Source organism: Acetobacteraceae bacterium (assembly GCA_004843345.1).
In the GTDB taxonomy this organism is placed as follows: domain Bacteria; phylum Pseudomonadota; class Alphaproteobacteria; order Acetobacterales; family Acetobacteraceae.
In genome coordinates this window covers 94,025-111,617 of record CP039460.1, presented here as the reverse complement: position 1 = coordinate 111,617, position 17,593 = coordinate 94,025, and the positions used below count along the sequence as shown (strand labels likewise).

Annotated in this window: 15 protein-coding genes and 2 tRNA genes; 14 read left to right on the top strand and 3 right to left on the bottom strand. The window is 40.7% G+C overall.

Annotated elements, in window-relative coordinates; all coding sequences use genetic code 11:
• Window positions 1-11 precede the first annotated feature (11 nt).
• From FAI40_00520 to dnaE, 10 genes are all read left to right on the top strand, one after another.
• Window positions 12-2,501 carry an endopeptidase La gene (locus FAI40_00520; GenBank protein ID QCE33947.1) on the top strand — a complete coding sequence of 830 codons (2,490 nt, stop codon included), beginning with the start codon at window positions 12-14 and terminating at the stop codon, window positions 2,499-2,501.
• A 121-nt stretch (window positions 2,502-2,622) separates the two neighbouring features.
• Window positions 2,623-2,907 (top strand): HU family DNA-binding protein, encoded by a 285-nt coding sequence (locus tag FAI40_00515; protein QCE33946.1) that lies wholly within the window; start codon window positions 2,623-2,625, stop codon window positions 2,905-2,907.
• Between the two features lie 80 nt (window positions 2,908-2,987).
• Window positions 2,988-3,062 (top strand) — tRNA-Val (locus tag FAI40_00510).
• Window positions 3,063-3,071: 9 nt separating this feature from the next.
• Window positions 3,072-3,842: a biotin--[acetyl-CoA-carboxylase] ligase gene (locus FAI40_00505; GenBank protein QCE33945.1), complete on the top strand. Its 771-nt coding sequence runs from the start codon at window positions 3,072-3,074 to the stop codon at window positions 3,840-3,842.
• A gap of 12 nt (window positions 3,843-3,854) precedes the next feature.
• Window positions 3,855-4,658, top strand: a complete 804-nt coding sequence (locus FAI40_00500) for a type III pantothenate kinase (GenBank protein ID QCE33944.1) — start codon at window positions 3,855-3,857, stop codon at window positions 4,656-4,658.
• A gap of 115 nt (window positions 4,659-4,773) precedes the next feature.
• On the top strand, window positions 4,774-6,456 hold the full coding sequence (locus tag FAI40_00495; GenBank protein QCE33943.1) for a ribonuclease J: 1,683 nt from the start codon (window positions 4,774-4,776) through the stop codon (window positions 6,454-6,456).
• A 29-nt stretch (window positions 6,457-6,485) separates the two neighbouring features.
• Entirely contained in the window at window positions 6,486-7,823 is a 1,338-nt protein-coding gene (locus tag FAI40_00490; GenBank protein QCE33942.1) for a proline--tRNA ligase, read from the top strand.
• Window positions 7,823-9,076 (top strand): lipoprotein-releasing ABC transporter permease subunit, encoded by a 1,254-nt coding sequence (locus FAI40_00485; protein ID QCE33941.1) that lies wholly within the window; start codon window positions 7,823-7,825, stop codon window positions 9,074-9,076. The genes FAI40_00490 and FAI40_00485 overlap by 1 nt, the downstream gene beginning before the upstream one ends.
• Window positions 9,066-9,749, top strand: a complete 684-nt coding sequence (locus tag FAI40_00480; protein QCE33940.1) for an ABC transporter ATP-binding protein — start codon at window positions 9,066-9,068, stop codon at window positions 9,747-9,749. The genes FAI40_00485 and FAI40_00480 overlap by 11 nt, the downstream gene beginning before the upstream one ends.
• A gap of 51 nt (window positions 9,750-9,800) precedes the next feature.
• Window positions 9,801-13,229, top strand: coding sequence for a DNA polymerase III subunit alpha (gene dnaE, locus FAI40_00475; protein ID QCE33939.1), 3,429 nt, complete (start codon window positions 9,801-9,803; stop codon window positions 13,227-13,229).
• 22 nt (window positions 13,230-13,251) lie between these two features.
• On the opposite strand, the gene FAI40_00470 is transcribed toward dnaE, so the two are convergent.
• Window positions 13,252-14,160 carry a hypothetical protein gene (locus FAI40_00470; protein ID QCE33938.1) on the bottom strand — a complete coding sequence of 303 codons (909 nt, stop codon included), beginning with the start codon at window positions 14,158-14,160 and terminating at the stop codon, window positions 13,252-13,254.
• 32 nt (window positions 14,161-14,192) lie between these two features.
• Window positions 14,193-14,732: a J domain-containing protein gene (locus FAI40_00465; protein ID QCE33937.1), complete on the bottom strand. Its 540-nt coding sequence runs from the start codon at window positions 14,730-14,732 to the stop codon at window positions 14,193-14,195.
• A gap of 81 nt (window positions 14,733-14,813) precedes the next feature.
• Here FAI40_00465 and FAI40_00460 point away from each other — a divergent pair, with 81 nt between their 5' ends.
• Window positions 14,814-15,122 carry a BolA family transcriptional regulator gene (locus FAI40_00460; GenBank protein ID QCE33936.1) on the top strand — a complete coding sequence of 103 codons (309 nt, stop codon included), beginning with the start codon at window positions 14,814-14,816 and terminating at the stop codon, window positions 15,120-15,122.
• A gap of 74 nt (window positions 15,123-15,196) precedes the next feature.
• Window positions 15,197-15,772, top strand: a complete 576-nt coding sequence (locus FAI40_00455) for a hypothetical protein (GenBank protein QCE33935.1) — start codon at window positions 15,197-15,199, stop codon at window positions 15,770-15,772.
• Here FAI40_00455 and lipB read toward each other — a convergent pair.
• Entirely contained in the window at window positions 15,684-16,427 is a 744-nt protein-coding gene (gene lipB, locus FAI40_00450) for a lipoyl(octanoyl) transferase LipB (protein ID QCE33934.1), read from the bottom strand. The genes FAI40_00455 and lipB overlap by 89 nt on opposite strands.
• A 96-nt stretch (window positions 16,428-16,523) precedes the next feature.
• Between lipB and FAI40_00445 the strand changes: the two genes are divergently transcribed.
• Together FAI40_00445 and galU are read left to right on the top strand one after the other, a co-directional pair.
• Window positions 16,524-16,609, top strand: a tRNA-Leu gene (locus tag FAI40_00445).
• 98 nt (window positions 16,610-16,707) lie between these two features.
• Window positions 16,708-17,577 (top strand): UTP--glucose-1-phosphate uridylyltransferase GalU, encoded by an 870-nt coding sequence (gene galU, locus FAI40_00440; GenBank protein QCE33933.1) that lies wholly within the window; start codon window positions 16,708-16,710, stop codon window positions 17,575-17,577.
• Window positions 17,578-17,593: the final 16 nt, after the last annotated feature.

The window sequence follows — 17,593 nt, the reverse complement described above, 5'->3', positions numbered from 1 at the left end:
GATTTGTTTGTATGGTAGATTTTAAAAACGATATTGTGTCTGACAGAGCATCTGTTAGGCACATTTTTTCGGATGACTCAAAACAAGATTTAAAGAAGGGGCAAAATAAAATGTCTACTTTACCTATTTTGCCTTTGAAAAATATTGTTATTTTTCCGCATAGTGTCGTTCCTCTTTTTGTGACGAGAGAAAAATCTTTAAAGGCTTTAGATGCTTTAGAAAAGACGGATAGAAATGTTCTATTGGTGACACAAAAGGACATGGATATAGATCATCCAAAGGCGAAAGATCTGTATAAAATTGGTGTTCTTGCCAAAGTTTTGCAAATTTTAAATCTTCCAGACGGAACAGTTAAAATTTTAGTAGATGCTCAAACGCGTGTGCGTTTAAGTGCTTTTTCAGATAAAAATGGTTATTTATCAGCCGCATCTACTATTTTATCTGAAAAAACAACGGGGTTCTCGGAAGAAGAGTTGGTTGCCCTTGGAAAAGAATTATTTACAAAGTTTGAAGCTTTTGCACATGCAAACAAGCGTATTTCTACAGAAATGCTCTCAAGTGTTTCTCAGATTAAAAGTCATTCCCAGTTGGCGGATACGATCACGGGCTACATTAGTTTAAATATTTCTGAGAAGCAAAAATTGCTTGAAGCGCTTAATGTTGGGGAGCGTATAAAAAAAATCTCTCTTCATTTGGATGCTGAATTAGAAGTTCTAAAGTTGGATGAACGTCTTCAAGAACGTGTAAAAAAGCAAATGGAGAAGTCTCAAAAGGAATACTTTCTGGCTGAGCAAATGAAAGCTATCCAGAAAGAGCTTGAAGACACAGGAAGCGATGCTGATGAGCTAGGCGTTTTAGAGCGTAAAATTAAGCGCTTAAAAATGTCCTCAGATGCAAAAGAAAAATCCCTTCAGGATCTTAAAAAGCTTCGCAATATGAATCCGATGTCCCCAGAGAATACGATTCTGCGAAATTATTTAGAGACAATTACGGCACTGCCATGGGGTAAATTTTCGACTTTGTCGAGTTCTCTTTCTAAGGCTGAAACTGTCTTAAATAAACGGCATTATGCTCTTGATAAAGTAAAAGATCGGATCATTGAGTATCTTGCTGTGCAGAGTCGTTCTAAGCAATTAAAAGGTCCAATTTTATGCTTAGTTGGTCCGCCAGGCGTTGGAAAAACTTCTTTGGCACGCTCTATTGCAGAAGCAACAGGGCGTCGTTTATCCCGTATTTCTTTGGGCGGAATTAAAGATGAGTCTGAGATTAGAGGACACCGTCGAACCTATATTGGTGCTTTGCCAGGAAGAATTATTCAAGGGATCAAAAAGGCAGGAACTTCAAATCCTTTAATGCTACTGGATGAAATTGATAAAGTCGGCAGTGATTGGCGGGGAGATCCTTCTTCTGCTTTGTTGGAAGTATTGGATCCAGAACAAAATAGTGCATTTGTCGATCACTACTTGGAAGTGGGTTATGACCTTTCAAAGGTTTTATTTATTGCAACGGCAAATTCATTAGATATGCCTGCGCCTTTGTTGGATAGAATGGAGATTATTAACCTTTCTGGTTACTCTGAGAAGGAAAAGTTAGAAATTGCTCGCCAGCATCTGGTTAAAAAGCAGGCGCAAGAAAATAATTTAGGTGAAGAAGAGTGGCTTGTTTCAGACGATGCTATTTTAGAAATTATTCGTTCTTATACACGCGAAGCTGGTGTTCGTGGCCTGGAAAGAGAGCTAGGTAAAATTGCGCGAAAGATAGTGAAGGAACATGTCATTTCTGGTGAAAAAACACACGTTGAAGTGACGCAAAAAAGCCTTTCCCATTATTTAGGTGTCGTGCGTTACAGTCACTTAAGATCGTATAATGATAAATGCATTGGCTCAGTAAATGGTTTGGCCTGGACTGCTGCAGGGGGAGAGCTTTTAAAAATTGAAGCTCTTTTGATGTTTGGGACTGGGAAGATTCAGAGTACCGGAAAGCTAGGTGAAGTAATGCAGGAAAGTCTTTCTGCAGCTTTTTCTTGGGTTAAGGCACATGCACCAGAGATGGGAATCCCGAAATTTCTTTTGGAAAAACGGGACGTCCATGTTCATTTGCCAGAGGGTGCCGTTCCTAAGGATGGACCTTCTGCAGGGATTGCTCTCGTTCTTGTCTTGAGCAGTATTTTTACAGGGTTAGCGGTTAAACAATCTATTGCAATGACAGGCGAAGTGACATTACAAGGCCGCGTTTTGGCTATTGGTGGATTAAAAGAAAAGCTTTTAGCTGCTCTAAGATCGGGTATTCAAAAGGTTTTGATACCAAAAGAAAATGAAAAAGATTTACCAGAGATGGAAAAAGAAGTTTTAGAGAACCTTGAAATTATCCCCGTTAGGGATGTAAAGGAGGTTCTTCGGGAGGCTCTTGTTGTAGAGGGAACGCCTTTAGCGTTGTTGGAGTCTTCATTTTCACCTGAGAAAGTGCAGAAAAGTGTGCTTTCTCAGTCTCTATATCCGTAAGTCTGATAGGAAGTAAAAGAAGTGGTTGACTTGACTTCTCCCCTTTTTTTACTTTTTAGTAGGGCAATAATGTCCGGGAAATTTAGAACATGCCGGATTACAGCATTGAAAGGCCTATAAAATGGAAAAACCGCTGAATAAACAGGAATTAATTGCAGCTGTGGCTGATGCCGTAGATTTGTCAAAGGCAAAAGCAGGAGAGGCTGTTGATGCTCTGTTTAAGACAATCGCTGATACATTAGCAGCGCAGGGGGAGGTTCGTCTGGTTGGTTTCGGAAGTTTTGTGAGAGTTCACAGAAAGGCTACCAAAGGGCGTAATCCTCAGACAAAAGAAGAGATTGATATTCCAGCCTCTAACTCTGTACGATTCAAACCAGGTAAATCACTTAAAGAAGCAGTGAACTGAGTTCATCAGAAAAATGGCAAGGAACGGAAAATTTATTTTTCCCCTTGCCAAATTCTTTAAAATATTGCATGTTCCTTTTCGGGCGATTAGCTTAGCGGTAGAGCATCTCGTTTACACCGAGAGGGTCGGCGGTTCGATCCCGTCATCGCCCACCATTATATTCCATGAAAAAATATCAGGAATGGACTTTCGAAGTCCATGAGTCTCTTTCTTCAACATCAGATAGATGTTTCGATTATCTGTCATCTGAGAAAGATGGCATTATCGCAGTTATTGCACATCACCAGACCTCTGGCAGAGGTACCCATAATCGACAGTGGCAGACACCTGCTGGTAATTTGGCTTTTTCGTTTACATTACGTTCAAATTCTCCCTTGGATTGTTTTTCGTTTCGTTTTTCAGAATCTCAGCAATTTATTCAGGCATTGCCCTATATTATGGCTCTTTCTGTCTTTGAAGTGATTAGAGAATTGCTGCTTCCAGATCAAAGATCTCTTCTATCTATTAAATGGCCAAATGATATTTTATGGAAAGGAAAAAAGATTTCTGGAATTCTGATTGAAAGTAGTTTTAGCGCAGATGTCGCTAATATTGTTATTGGCATTGGAATGAATGTTTGTAGTTCGCCTAAGATTTCAGGAAGATCTTTAACTTCGATAAAAGAAATTGGTGCTGTGCCCATTCCGGTTATAGATCTGGCTAAGAAAATTCTTTCGGAATCTAAAAATTGGTTTTCTTGCTGGAAAGTAGGTCGTTTTCCAGCTATTCGTAGAGAATGGCTTTCTCGGACTTGTTCTTTAGGGACGATTCTAGAGATGGGGACTGGTAAGTCTCGTATGCGTGGTGCTTTTATGGGGATTACGGATGCTGGTCATCTCATGCTTAAGGATTGTAATGGGAAGGTTATTTCCTTTGTTACGACAGAAATACGTTAAAAAAGAAGTCTAATGCGTTCTTCAAAAATTCTCGCCGTTGATATGGGTAATACAAACACTGTGTTTGCGCTTTACGATGGTCAAAAATGGTCTAGAAAATGGCGTTTGGGTACAGATAGTCGAAGGATGGCGGATGAGTATGAGGTCTATCTTTCTGTTTGGTTTAAAAATGAAGGCATTTCTTTTTCAGAGATAGAGAATGTTGCTGTATCTTCAGTTGTTCCTGATGCCTTAAAAGAATTAGTACATTTTTTAACAGTGCGATTTCCTAATTCGCCTCTTGTAGCCAAATCTTCTCTTGCTTGGGGAAATGAGGTTTTGTTGCCATCTCCAGAAACATTGGGGGCGGATAGGCGTTTGAATGCGTTGGCTGCTGTTGAGTTTTTTCCAAAAGTTGCAAAAAAACGTCCAATTATCATTGTTGATTTCGGGACGGCGACGACTTTTGATGTTGTGAATATAGACGGAAATTATATTGGTGGCGTTATTGCGCCAGGAATTAATTTGGCAAGCAGAGCGCTGCATGATGCAGCAGCTCTCTTGCCAAGGGTCGCAATAGAAAAACCTAAGAAAGTATGTGGTGAAGACACAGTTGAGGCCATGCAGTCAGGTCTATTTTTTGGTTACGCCTCTTTGGTAACAGGTATCCTCGAGCGCTTAATAAACGAATTAAAGGTAAAACCATTTGTCATTTCAACGGGCGGTTTAGGGAAGACTTTAAGTTCAGAAATTATATTCGATGCACATGCTCCAGATTTAACATTGGATGGTTTGAGAGTTTTAGCGAGCAGAAACATTCAATCATTCCAGTTGTGAGAAAGATTTTTTAATAGCGCATTGAGCGTGGGTGGTATTGAGGCGATTGTCCGAAAAGTGAAGCGAAAACAAATATCAGAAATGAAAATAATATTGTGAATGGAAAGGTTTTTTAATGACAGAAGAACATGTAGAAAATTCAAAATCAGCCTCTGAAGGCCTGTTGTTTCTACCCTTGGGGGGAACGGGTGAGATTGGTATGAATTTTAATCTTTATGGGTTAAAAAAGAATGGGAACGAGAGTTGGCTAATTGTGGATTGTGGTATAGGGTTTTCTGGGAACGATACGCCTGAAGCAGATCTTTTAGTCGCAGATCCAACATTCATTGAAGAACGGTCTTCCCTTATAGCAGGCTTGGTTTTAACACATGCACATGAGGATCATTTAGGCGCAGTCGTCCATTTATGGCCTCTTTTAAAGTGTCCCGTTTATGCGACGCCTTTTGCTGCGACTATTCTTCGCCGCAAATTAAGTGAGGCTAATTTACAGAATCAGGTGCAAATTCATGTGATAAAGCCTGCTTCACGCTTTGAGGTCGGCGATTTTGATTTGGAATTTATTCCTGTAACGCATTCTATTCCAGAAGCACAAGCTTTGGTTATTAGAACAGGACAGGGAAATATTTTGCATACAGGGGATTGGAAGTTAGATCCTAATCCTCTCGTTGGGCCAGTGACAGACTTGGATACCCTTAAAAAATTAGGGGACGAGGGGGTCTTAGCCATGATTGGAGATAGTACAAACTCTCTAAAGGAAGGGGCTTCTGTTTCAGAATCTTTGGTTCGGGAAGGTCTTACAGATCTTATTCAAGGTCGAAATGGCAGGATTGCAGTAACTTGTTTTGCAAGCAATGTTGCGCGTGTTGAGAGTATTGCTAAAGCTGCTGAAGCAGCAGGACGCTCTGTAATGATCGTGGGACGTTCTCTTAAAAATTTAGAAGCTGCCGCACGTGAGTGTGGTTATTTAAAAGATATCCCATCTTTTTTGACCGAAGACGATGTTGAAAATGTAGATCTTGATAAAGTTGTGATGATGATTACAGGATCACAAGGAGAAGCAAGAGCTGCGCTATCTCGCGTTGCGGCAGAAACGCATAATGCGATTCAACTCAGAGAAAATGATACGATTATTTATAGTTCGCGTGTTATTCCAGGAAATGAACGCGCTGTTTCAGCTATTCAGGATCAGTTTCGACGTAGGGGAATTCATGTCGTGACAGACCGTGATGCAGTTGTACACACTTCTGGGCATGCAACAAGTGAAGATATTAGGCATCTGTATTCTTTAGTGCGTCCAAGATATAGTGTTCCAACGCATGGTGAGTGGCGTCATATGAACGCACATGCGGCTATCGCACATGAGCAGGGCTCTCAAGTTATTTTGCTTGAAGATGGGGACGTGCTTGGCTTAGGGCCAGGAAAAGTGGAAGTGGTTGATACAGTACCCACAGGACGTATGGCATTGGATGCTGGCCGTCTGTTGCCAATGACTGGAAAGGTTCTCACAGAACGCCGGCGTATGCTTTACAATGGGACGGTTCTAGCCAGTTTTGCTGTTGACGATGAAGGATACGTCATTGGGGATCCACGGATTACGGCTCCTGGTTTATTGGATGAGGATGCTGTGGAAACTTCTCAAATTCAACAGCAATTTGCTCTTGCATTAGATCAGATACCAGATGAATTAAGGCAGGATGATCAAACTTTTCAAAATGCAGCACGCACAGCTTTAAGGCGTGCGTTAGGGCGTAAATTGCGTAAACGTCCTCATGTTGATGTTCATCTTTTAAGAGTTTAATTTTAGCGATCAGTTTAAGGAAATATTCTATGCGCCTTACCCAGGCATTTCAGCCCACATTACGAGAGACGCCTGTGGAGGCAAAAATTGTTTCTCATCAACTGATGTTGAGAGCCGGACTTATTCGTCAGATTACTTCTGGAATTTATGTTTGGCTTCCTGCTGGACTGCGTGTTTTACGTAAAATCTCTAATATTATTCGTGAAGAACAGGATCATATTGGTGGTCAAGAACTCCTGATGCCTACTTTACAACCAGCAGAGTTGTGGAAAAGGTCGGGTCGTCATGATTCTTATGGTCCAGAAATGTTGCGTTTTAAAGATAGGCACGAACGTGAGTTGCTGTATGGCCCAACAAATGAAGAAATGATTACAGATATTTTTGGGGCAACAGAAACTTCTTATAAGACACTGCCTAAATACTTGTATCAATTGCAGTGGAAATTTCGAGATGAAATTCGCCCTCGCTTCGGTGTGATGCGTGGACGTGAATTTTTGATGAAAGACGGGTATTCTTTTGATCTTTCAGCAGAAGATGCTGAAGATATTTATTTTCAAATTATGCATTCTTATTTGCGTACTTTCGAACGTATCGGTGTTACTGCGATTCCAATGGCAGCGGATACAGGACCCATTGGCGGTGCATTAAGTCATGAATTTCTTGTGATAGCTCCGACAGGTGAAAGTGAAGTTTTTTACGACAAGAGGCGTGAGATTGCGCAAACCTCTGAAGATGTTAAGAAAGATCCTAAAAAATTCTTGAAAAAATTGATGAATACAACTTATGCCGCAACTTCAGAGAAGCATGAGAAAGCTCTATGGAATGAAATTCCCCAAGAGTTTCAGGTGAATGGGCGAGCAATCGAAGTCGGGCATATTTTCTCTTTTGGAACAAAATATACAGAAGCCATGGGAATATCTGTTGCCGGACCGAATGGAGATAAAATTTATCCTTACATGGGATCCTATGGGATTGGTGTCTCTCGACTAGTCGGTGCGATTATTGAGGCCTCTCATGATGAAAAGGGGATTGTTTGGCCAGAACAGGTTGCGCCTTATCGTATTTCTCTTATTAATCTGCGTCCGGGGGATGAGGCGTGTGATCGTATTTGCGAGAAGATTTATGAAATAAATGCCAATGATATTCTCTATGATGATCGTAAAGAGAGGGCAGGCGTTAAATTTAACGATGCAGATCTTATGGGAGCTCCTTGGAAAATTGTTGTTGGCCCAAAAGGTGCAAAAAATGGAGAAATAGAACTTTCTCGTAGAAGCGGAGGAGAGGCCATTTCCGTAAACTTAGAAAACCCGTCAGACGAGAGTCGTGAGTACATGAAAGCTTGTGGTCTAGAGGCTGTTATAGGGTAATGTTTGGTAAATTTGAAAGAATGGTGGCGTGGCGTTATTTGCGTGCACGCCGTGGAGATCGTTTTGTTTCTTTGATTGCTATTTTCTCTTTTCTTGGAATTATGCTTGGTGTTGCAACATTGATTGTTGTGATGGGAGTCATGAATGGCTTTAAAGCAGATCTTATGGGAAGAGTTCTTGGTCTTCATGGAGACCTTAATATGTATGTTTCAGGGGGAAATCTTCAAAACTATCAACAGATTGTTTCAAAAGTAGAGACAGTTCCAAGAGTGAAGCGTGTAACGCCTTTGGTTGAAGGAACTGTTTTGTTTCAAAGCGGGCGCTATACAACGGGGGCAGAACTGGAAGGCATATCCGTTGATGCTTTACAGCAATGGCATGCTTTAAGTGATGGTTTGGTCGATGGAGATTGGAAAGACTTAGAAGATCAGAATTCCGTTGCCATTGGTGTAACGATGGCGCAACGTGCTGGGCTTACGATTGGCTCAGAAATTAATTTACTTTCACCGACTGGTCGTTCAACGCCTTTTGGAACAATGCCGAGAGCCATAAAACTGCGCGTTGCCGCTATTTTTGATGCTGATTGGAATGATTACAATAGTGGCGTTGTTTTAATGTCACTTTCGCAGGCTCAAAATTTTCTTTTACTTGAGAAAAATGAGGTGTCTCTTCTCCAAGTCGAAGCGGATGATTCGATGAATGCCAGAAAAATAGGGCGTGATATTATATCGACTATTGGGATGCCAGAGGTGCGTGTCTCTGATTGGACACAAGGTGCAAACGGTGTCCTCAGTGCGGTGAACGTTGAGAGAAATGTGATGTTTATAATTTTAAGTCTTATTATCCTCGTTGCTGCTTTCAATATTGTTTCCTCTCTTATTATGATGGTGAAAGATAAGGGAGAAGACATTGCTATTATGCGGAGTTTTGGCGTAAGCCAAGGAGGCATTCTGCGCATTTTTGTCATGTGTGGTGCAGCTATTGGTATAATGGGAACGATTGCTGGAGCAGTTTTAGGGATTAGTTTCGCGTTAAATATTGAGCATATTCGTCATTTGTTAGAAAAAATTATGGGCGTAAATTTATTCAATTCTGAGGTTTATTTTTTAGTTCAACTGCCTGTTCGGATTGATTGGTTCGAGGTAGCTGAGGTGATTGTTTTGGCGCTTGTATTAGCGCTTTTGGCGACGCTTTATCCTTCTTGGCGTGCCGCACATACAGATCCTGTGGAGATGTTGCGCCGTGAAGGCTGATGCTGTTTTAAGTCTTAGGAATCTTAGTCGTATTTTCCATTCTGGAGAACAAAGACTTGAAATTTTGAGAGAAGCCTCTCTGGAAATTAGGCCTGGTGAGTTGGTAGGTTTGGTCGGGCCAAGTGGCATTGGAAAATCAACCTTACTGCATATTGCTGGTTTGTTGGAATCTCCAAACAGCGGTGAGGTGATGATAGCGGGGAAATGTGCACACCAATTAAATGATTATGAAAGAACGATTCTTCGTCGAGATTCAATAGGTTTTGTTTTTCAGTTTCATCATCTTTTGCCAGAGTTTACGGCTCTTGAGAACGTTATGCTGCCGGCTTTAACCGCTGGAAAACCGATTAAAGAGGCTGAGGAACGTGCTGCTTATTTATTAGAGATGCTCTTCGTTCGGCATCGGATGCTCAGCCAACCCGGAAAAATGTCTGGCGGAGAGCGGCAGCGTGTTGCGATTGCGCGTGCTTTGATCAATCAGCCTGTATTGCTTTTGGCAGATGAGCCAACTGGAAATTTGGATGTTGATACAGCAGAGCAAGTGCTAGAATCCATCTCAAATATTGTTCGTAAAGAAAAAGCAGGCGCCTTAATTGTTACCCATAATGTTGAAATAGCTCAGAGAATGGATAAGAATTTTTCTTTACATCAGGGAAAAGTCATTCTGGTCTGAGATATAAATAGGCATCGGGAATGATCGCATTTATAAAAATCGAAAGATACTATGCCTTATTCTGATTTTGTTCATCTCCGTAATCATTCGGCGTACTCTTTAAGTGAAGGCGCCATGAGCGTCAGTGATATTGCCGAGTTGGCGCAACGCTATAAAATGCCAGCCACTGCCTTAACGGATAGTGGCAATATGTTTGGGAGTTTAGAATTCTCAGGGATATGTCGTCAAAGAGGGATTCAACCAATTATTGGGTGTCAACTTGGCGTATCTTTTGACGGCGAGAATGCCTCCCCAGTTGTTGCTTTAGCAAGGAACTCAGCAGGTCTTCTTAATTTACGCAAGCTTTCGACAGAAGGATATCTTCAAGGGAATCCCTCAACGCCTTTCAGTTCTATTGAATTTTTATGTAATCATGCTGAAGGGATTTTTCTTTTAACTGGAGGTGTTCTTGGTCCTTTAGGGCAATTTTTACTCCGTCAGGATGAAGGCCAAGCTCAAAAACTTCTTTCTCGCTTATTAGATGCTTTTAAGGATAATCTGGCTGTTGAGCTAACACGTGTTGGCGCTCCCGGTGAAAAGCAGATAGAAAGCGATATGGTTGCTTTAGCGGATAGGTTTAGCATTCCGCTTGTGGCAACTAATAATTGTTTTTTTTCAAGCCCTACAATGAGAATGGCGCAGGATGTTCTCCTTTGCATTGGAGAAGGAAAAGTCGCTGCAGAAGAAGATAGAAAGAAGGCATTTAAGGGGAGTTGGTTTAAATCTCCTAAGCAGATGAAAGAGCTTTTTAAGGATATTCCCGAAGCTTTCTCAAATAGTTTGATGATAGCACGCCGCTGTCATGTTGAAGTTCGCTCTATAAAACCTTTGTTACCGATATCGAAAAATGTTGGAGAAAATGAAGATGCTGGCGAGGTTCTAACAAAAATGGCAAGAGATGGCCTCAAAAGACGTCTTGCTGTTATGAATTTAAAGGATGATGCCAGAAAAATTTATGAAGAACGCCTAGAGCACGAAATAGGCATTATCATCCGTATGGGATTTCCTGGATATTTTTTAATCGTTGCTGATTTTATTCAATGGGCAAAAGCACATGATATTCCTGTTGGACCGGGGCGTGGGTCTGGTGCAGGTTCTCTCGTCGCTTTTTCTTTAACGATTACAGATATTGATCCTATTCGTTTCAGTCTCCTCTTTGAGCGTTTTTTAAATCCTGAACGTATTTCGATGCCAGATTTTGATATTGATTTTTGTCAGCATCGGCGTGATGAGGTTATCCGCTATGTCCGGGATGAATATGGCTCAACCCGTGTGGCACAAATTATTACTTTTGGAAAATTACAGGCAAAAGCAGCTGTTCGGGATGTCGGACGTGTCCTCGGGATTCCTTACGGGGCTGTTAATCGTATTGCTGAGCTGATTCCCAATAATCCTGCGAAACCAATGGCTTTAAGGCAGGCCATTTCGGAAGAAGCGGAACTTTTGAAAATTGAGCAGAGAAAAGATGACGATGAGGCGGTTCTTTTAGAAAGAGCCCTTCAGCTAGAAGGGCTCTTCCGGCATGCCTCAACCCATGCTGCAGGTGTTGTGATTGGGGATAGGGAACTTGTAGAGTTGGTTCCTCTTTACAGAGATCCCCGAGATGAAAGCGGTATGCTCGTTACCCAATTTTCAATGAAATACGTTGAAAAAGCGGGGCTTGTGAAATTTGACTTTTTAGGTTTGGCAACCTTGACCCTTTTGAAGCGAGGTGTTGATTTTTTAAAAGAATTAGGAATTGAGGTCGATTTATCTCATATACCGCTTGATGACCAAAAAACATTTGAGATGATGGCCAAAGGGGATACCGTTGGCGTCTTTCAGTTTGAAAGTCCTGGGATGCGGGATATGCTCAAACAGATGCAATCAAATAGATTTGAAGATTTGATTGCTGGTGTGGCGCTTTATAGGCCAGGTCCGATGGAAAATATTCCAGCTTATTGCCGCCGAAAACATGGGGAACACTGGGAATCTCCACATGAAACGATCAGACCAATCCTAGAAGAAACTTATGGGATTATGGTGTACCAAGAACAAGTCATGCAGATTGCGCAGGAAATGGCGGGTTATAGTCTTGGGGAAGCAGATATCTTACGGCGTGCAATGGGTAAAAAAATTGCAGCGGAAATGGAAAAGCAGCGCCAAATTTTTATTAAAGGATCTGTTGCGAAAGGGATTTCTGAAAAAGATGCAAATTCTGTCTTTGATATGATGGCTAAATTTGCAGATTATGGATTTAATAAATCTCATGCGGCTGCTTATGCGCTTGTTTCTTATCAAACAGCTTGGATGAAAGCGCATCATCCAGTGGCATTTCTTGCAGCATGCATGTCCCTTTCAAGAGAAAAAACAGAGAAATTGGCTGTTTTCTTCCAAGAGGCTGACCGGATGAATATTAAGGTCATGCCACCAGATATTAACCACTCTAAAGCAGATTTTTCTGTCGAAAGGCAAGAGGACGGAGAATATATTATACGCTATGCTCTTGCTGCGGTTAAAAGAGTTGGCCTCAGTGCTATGGAAGAGTTGTGCCGCGTAAGAGGTAATAAAAAATTCACAGATTTAACGGATTTTGCTCAACGTTGTAGTGGTGGATTTTTAAATAAAATGCAATTGGAAAATCTCGCAAAAGCAGGGGCTTTTGATGGCTTTTCTATGAAACGCGAAGTTGTTTTTGAAAATATTGATGTTGTTTTAGCCCGATCTCATGCAAGAGCACTTGAGGAAGCATCAGGACAGAGTGGTTTATTCGGTGGTATTGAGGAAGAAAAAGCATTTAGTGAATTACCTCTTCGTCAACCGCCTGTTATGTGGGAAACCTCACGTCGTTTACAAGAAGAATATTCTGCGATTGGTTTTTATTTAAGCGCTCATCCTCTTGATAGTTATAAAGATGTTTTTAAAAAAATAAATGTCACGCCTATTTCTGAAATTGAGTCATTAGACTTGGGAAGTGAAGAAAGTGTTATCTCAATTGCGGGCATCGTCATTCAAAGAAAAGAGCGTCCTACGAAAAGTGGCAAGAAAATGGCCTGGCTGACTGTCAGTGATGGTTATGGCACTTGTGAATTTGTGATGTTTTCGGAAGTTTTAGAAGATGCCAGACCTTTTATTAAAGAAGGTTCAGAAGTTTTTGCAAGTATTTCTATTCGTAAAGAGGAAGAAGCATTTCGTTTAACTGCTCGGCGCGTAACAGCATTAGAATCGGAGATACAAAAAGGCAAAACAAATATGGTGATTGTGATTAAGAATGGGGATTCTCTTTCCTTACTGAAGGATAAGTTGGATTCTTGCCCATCTGGAGCTGGTAGAATATCCCTTCTTTTTGAGAAAAAAGAACAAAAATTTATTCTGGATCTGCCAGCTTTTTACCCCGTTACACCGAAACTCCTTGAACAAGTTAAAATTCTTCCAGGAATTACAGCCTACATTGCATTTTAGCTTTTTCTTTGATGCCCTTTACTTAGTGAACAAAGTAAGGAACGTTAATTCCATTGACCTTGCTGGCGCCATTGTCCAGTTCAATATCCCAACTGACCATTTCATCATTTTCTCGGTGAGAAACTAATCTAGCAAGGAGCAGTGCTGCGGTAGCTTGAGGGCCAAGAGTTGAAGCTGATTTTTCTATAAGGTCTCCGATTTTTCCAATAGAAAGATGGGCTTTGCTTTTGGAGTGTGCGATATCTTCACCTGCTAAGACATATCCATGTCCAGAAATTTTACTGTCTCCAACGACACCTTCCATACTGCGAACAATAATTTTATATGGTGGGCTGACATTTGGGGTAAAGGTGAAGTCGCCGCTTGCCTGTTTTGGTGTAAGCGGGGCATTTTCTCCTGAGACCCCTTTTGCATCAAATATTCCACGAATGCCGTTTTTGGGATCTTTTAAGGCGTGAATATCTAAATGTTTGATAAAAATTTTCTGATGTGATCTTGGTTGAAATGCTGATTCAATGGGGCGATCCATTCGGATATTTTCCCATTGAGCTGCCGGAAGCCTTCCTGAAATTGCAATAAGCTCTTTATACGGCAGGCCTGGACAATTGGCGCTAAGTCCATGGTTATAGCCACTTAGAGCCAAATAGGCGGAAAGAGCATTAACTTTAGAAAGCTCTTCGGCAGTCATTTGATTGGTAGAATCTGATACAAGCAACTTTTCTGCAGTCAAAGAGATTCCAGTTCCTGTGAGGGATGCAAAGAACTTAGATGCTTTTAACCTATATTTTTCAGAAGAATCTTGAGCTTCTGAATGAAACGTAAAACATTTCTCTCCGAGAGATGGAAGTGTTTCTGTCGAGGCGTGCCCCAACGCAGGAGAGACCATAAGAGCTAAGAAAGCTCCGAGAGAAAATGGATAAAGAAATTTCATTGCATCATCATAGTTTGTAAAGAGAGGTTGGTCTATTTCTTTAAAAAGCTTTCGTTTCTTTCTAAGAATTTTTTTATCTCTTGGTAAGCTTGGTTAGTTTTCTTGAATTGCTTTTCAGCGAGAGCATTATCAGGATTCATGTCAGGATGATATTTTTTGGCGTAAAAGCGGTATTGTTTTTGAAGAGTTTCTTTCGTTACAGGCCAAAAGAGATTTAAAATCTTTAAAGACTGTAAAAGGGTAGCAGGAGCCGTTTGTTTTTCTTTAGATGCTGTTTTTGTTTGTGTAAAAATATCGTCTTTTATCGTAGGATGTGCAAAATTTTTTATGTTGGATCTGCTCCAAGTGGGTTGATTCCAATAAAAGGTTGCATGTTCTTCCCGTTGAATTTGTTCAGAACTCATTCCTTTAAAGAAATCCCATTTGGCATTGTAAAGCCGAACATGTTCTAAGCAGAGCCAGTGATAACCCAAATTTGAATTTTTGCTTTTTGGAGCTTTATAGCCTGCGTCTTTGGTACAGTTTGGGTAGGCACAGCTTTTTTTCGGCGCATTTGGATCAGGGGAAGACATTTTCCAATGTCTTTGCTTATTGTTACCGTATGAAATATTTATATAATTCCGAGATTAATAAAGAAAATAAGGAAGCATATTATGAACGCAACAGATTTGAAGCCTAGATTTAAACGGATTTCAAAGCTTTTAACAGAGGCTTTTCCAAATGATGAGATAAATATTGTTGATGAAAGCAGGCGGCATGCCAATCATATGCATCGGATTGAAAAGCAAGGATCTGCCGAAGCTGTGGAGGAGACCCATTTTTTGATCACGATAAAGAGTGCTAGATTTAATGGTGTTTCTTATATCAATCGTCAACGTATGATACATGATCTTTTAAGAGATGAATTTAATTCCGGTCTTCATTCTTTAAAGTTGTCTTTAAGTGCGCCCAAAACGGCTTGAGTTTTATGTGAGTAATAATAAGATGGATGGGGGCTTTTTTGTTTAAAATTCATATAGGAAAAATTTTGTCCGTTATGACGCTCTCTTTTTCTTTGGCAGGCTGTTTTTCTAAACAGTCTAGTTTGTCAGAGCATGAGTGGAATCTTGTTCATAAAGCGGAAGACTATTTCAATCAAAAATCGTTTGAAAGTGGGGATTTTATACAAAAAGGTAATTTTCGGAACGGAAAAGGTAAATTTGTTTTTGAGCCTGGCCATTTTTGTTTGAAGTATCAACAGCCGGATCCTGGAATTTTATATTTGGATTCTAAGCGTTTAATTGAAGAAAACTCTAAAACGGCCGAGAGAACTTTTTTTAAAATAGAGGGGACGCCTTTTTCAAATTTTCTTGATTTCCCCATAAAGCTTACTTCAAGAGGGGCACATCTTGAACAAGTGACAGAATTGCAAGATGGCTCTTATATGATTGAACTTTCAAAAATGTTTCATATGAAAAAGTGCACTGTGAGCTTGTTTTTCTCAAACAAAGGAGAAAGGGTAATACTCTCTGGCATGAAGGCCACTATGGCAGGATATTACCTTCAAGTGTTTTTTGAAAATATTCAGCAACAGAAAAGTCAGGCGAAGGCTGTATGTCTTCCGCCCGCATAAACTCGCCAAAGAATTTGTGGCATTGTGAAAAAAGGATTTGGCGTAGCTCAGGCATTGTTATTTTTAGTCCTTCATTTTTTAAGCTTGTGACATCATCTTCTTTGACACCGCAGGGAACGATTGCATCATAATGCGAGAGAATGGGATTTAGATTAAGACTAACTCCATGCCAAGAAATCCATTTTGTAGCTCTTAGACCGATGGCGGCAATTTTTGCAAGTTTTCCATTTTTACTTTTGATCCAGACTCCTGTAAGTCCTTGGCGTCTAAAAGTTTCTAAGCCAAGTGCCGAAAGTGTTGAAATAATCCATTCTTCGAGTAAGAAAACAAATTCCCGTAAATCATTTTGATGAAGAATCCCTTGTTTTTCTCTAAGGTCTAGCATCGTGTAGATGATCTGTTGTCCTGGACCGTGATACGTCCACTGCCCGCCTCTATTTGTTTCATATACTGGAAAAAGATTCGGAGAAATAAGATCTTCTTTTTTAGCCCTTACACCAGCTGTTAAAAGAGGTGGGTGTTCTAGAAGCCAAAAAAGAGAAGGAGCTTTGTTTCTTGCAATTTTTTGAACGTAATCCTGCATTAAGTTCATAGCGAGAGGATAAGAAACAAGATTTTTTGTTTCAAACCAAATTTTTTTTGAGAAATTAGTCATAAAGCTCTTGTCATAAAGAGAAGAAAACGTTTATATAGCGTGACTTCTGGAGAGTTCCAAATTTTGGACTTATCCTAGGAAGCATTTATGGTGTGAGCGGCCGTGGCGGAATGGTAGACGCGCAACCTTGAGGTGGTTGTGGGGGCAACCCCGTGGAAGTTCAAGTCTTCTCGGCCGCACCATACAAATTTCACTTTATAAACAAACTAGCGCAAGCCTATTAGATTTGTTATTCTTAAGAGAGAATACTTATTTACCTTCATAGAATTTGGAATATGATATGATAAAGCCGGTGCGCAAAGCTGTTCTTCCTGTGGCTGGGCTAGGGACGCGTTTTCTCCCTGCAACAAAGGCAATCCCAAAAGAGATGCTGCCTGTGGTAGATAAGCCGCTTATTCAATATGCAATGGATGAAGCGCGGGAAGCCGGTATTGAAGAGTTTTGTTTGGTTACGGCGCGTGGAAAAGATAATTTAATTGATTATTTTGATGTTGCCTATGAGCTTGAAAGTTTATTGACAAAACGTGATAAGAAGACAGCTCTGAAAGTTCTAGAAGAAAGCTCTGTTGCCGCTGGGTCTCTCGTTGCTGTGCGTCAGCAGAATCCTTTAGGATTGGGGCATGCTATTTGGTGTGCTAGGAGTTTTATCGGTTCAGATCCGTTTGCTGTTTTGTTGCCAGATGACATTGTTTTGGGAAAGCCGGGTTGTCTGAAGCAGCTGACAGAAGCTTATGAAAAAACGGGGGGAAATGTTGTTGCTGTGGATGAAGTAGATCCTAGCGTGACTAACCGTTATGGTATTTTAGATATTGCAGAGAAGCAAGGCGGTCTTGTCAAGGTTAAAGGGTTTGTTGAAAAGCCGCAGCCAGAAAAAGCGCCTTCTAACTTAGCTATCATTGGACGTTATATTTTTAAATCAGAAATTCTTGAGGAGCTGGAGAAGGTCTCGCCTGGCGAGGGAGGCGAAATACAGCTTACAGATGCAATGCATGAGTTGCTTCGCTCTCAGGATTTTTATGGGGTGAATTACAAAGGGCGTCGTTTCGATTGTGGAAACAAAATGGGATTTTTAGAGGCGCAAATAGCTTGCTCTTTGGAAAGGAAAGACCTTTCGGATGGTGTTAGGGCTTTTTTGAAGAAGTACGTTTGAGATTTAGAATTTTTGA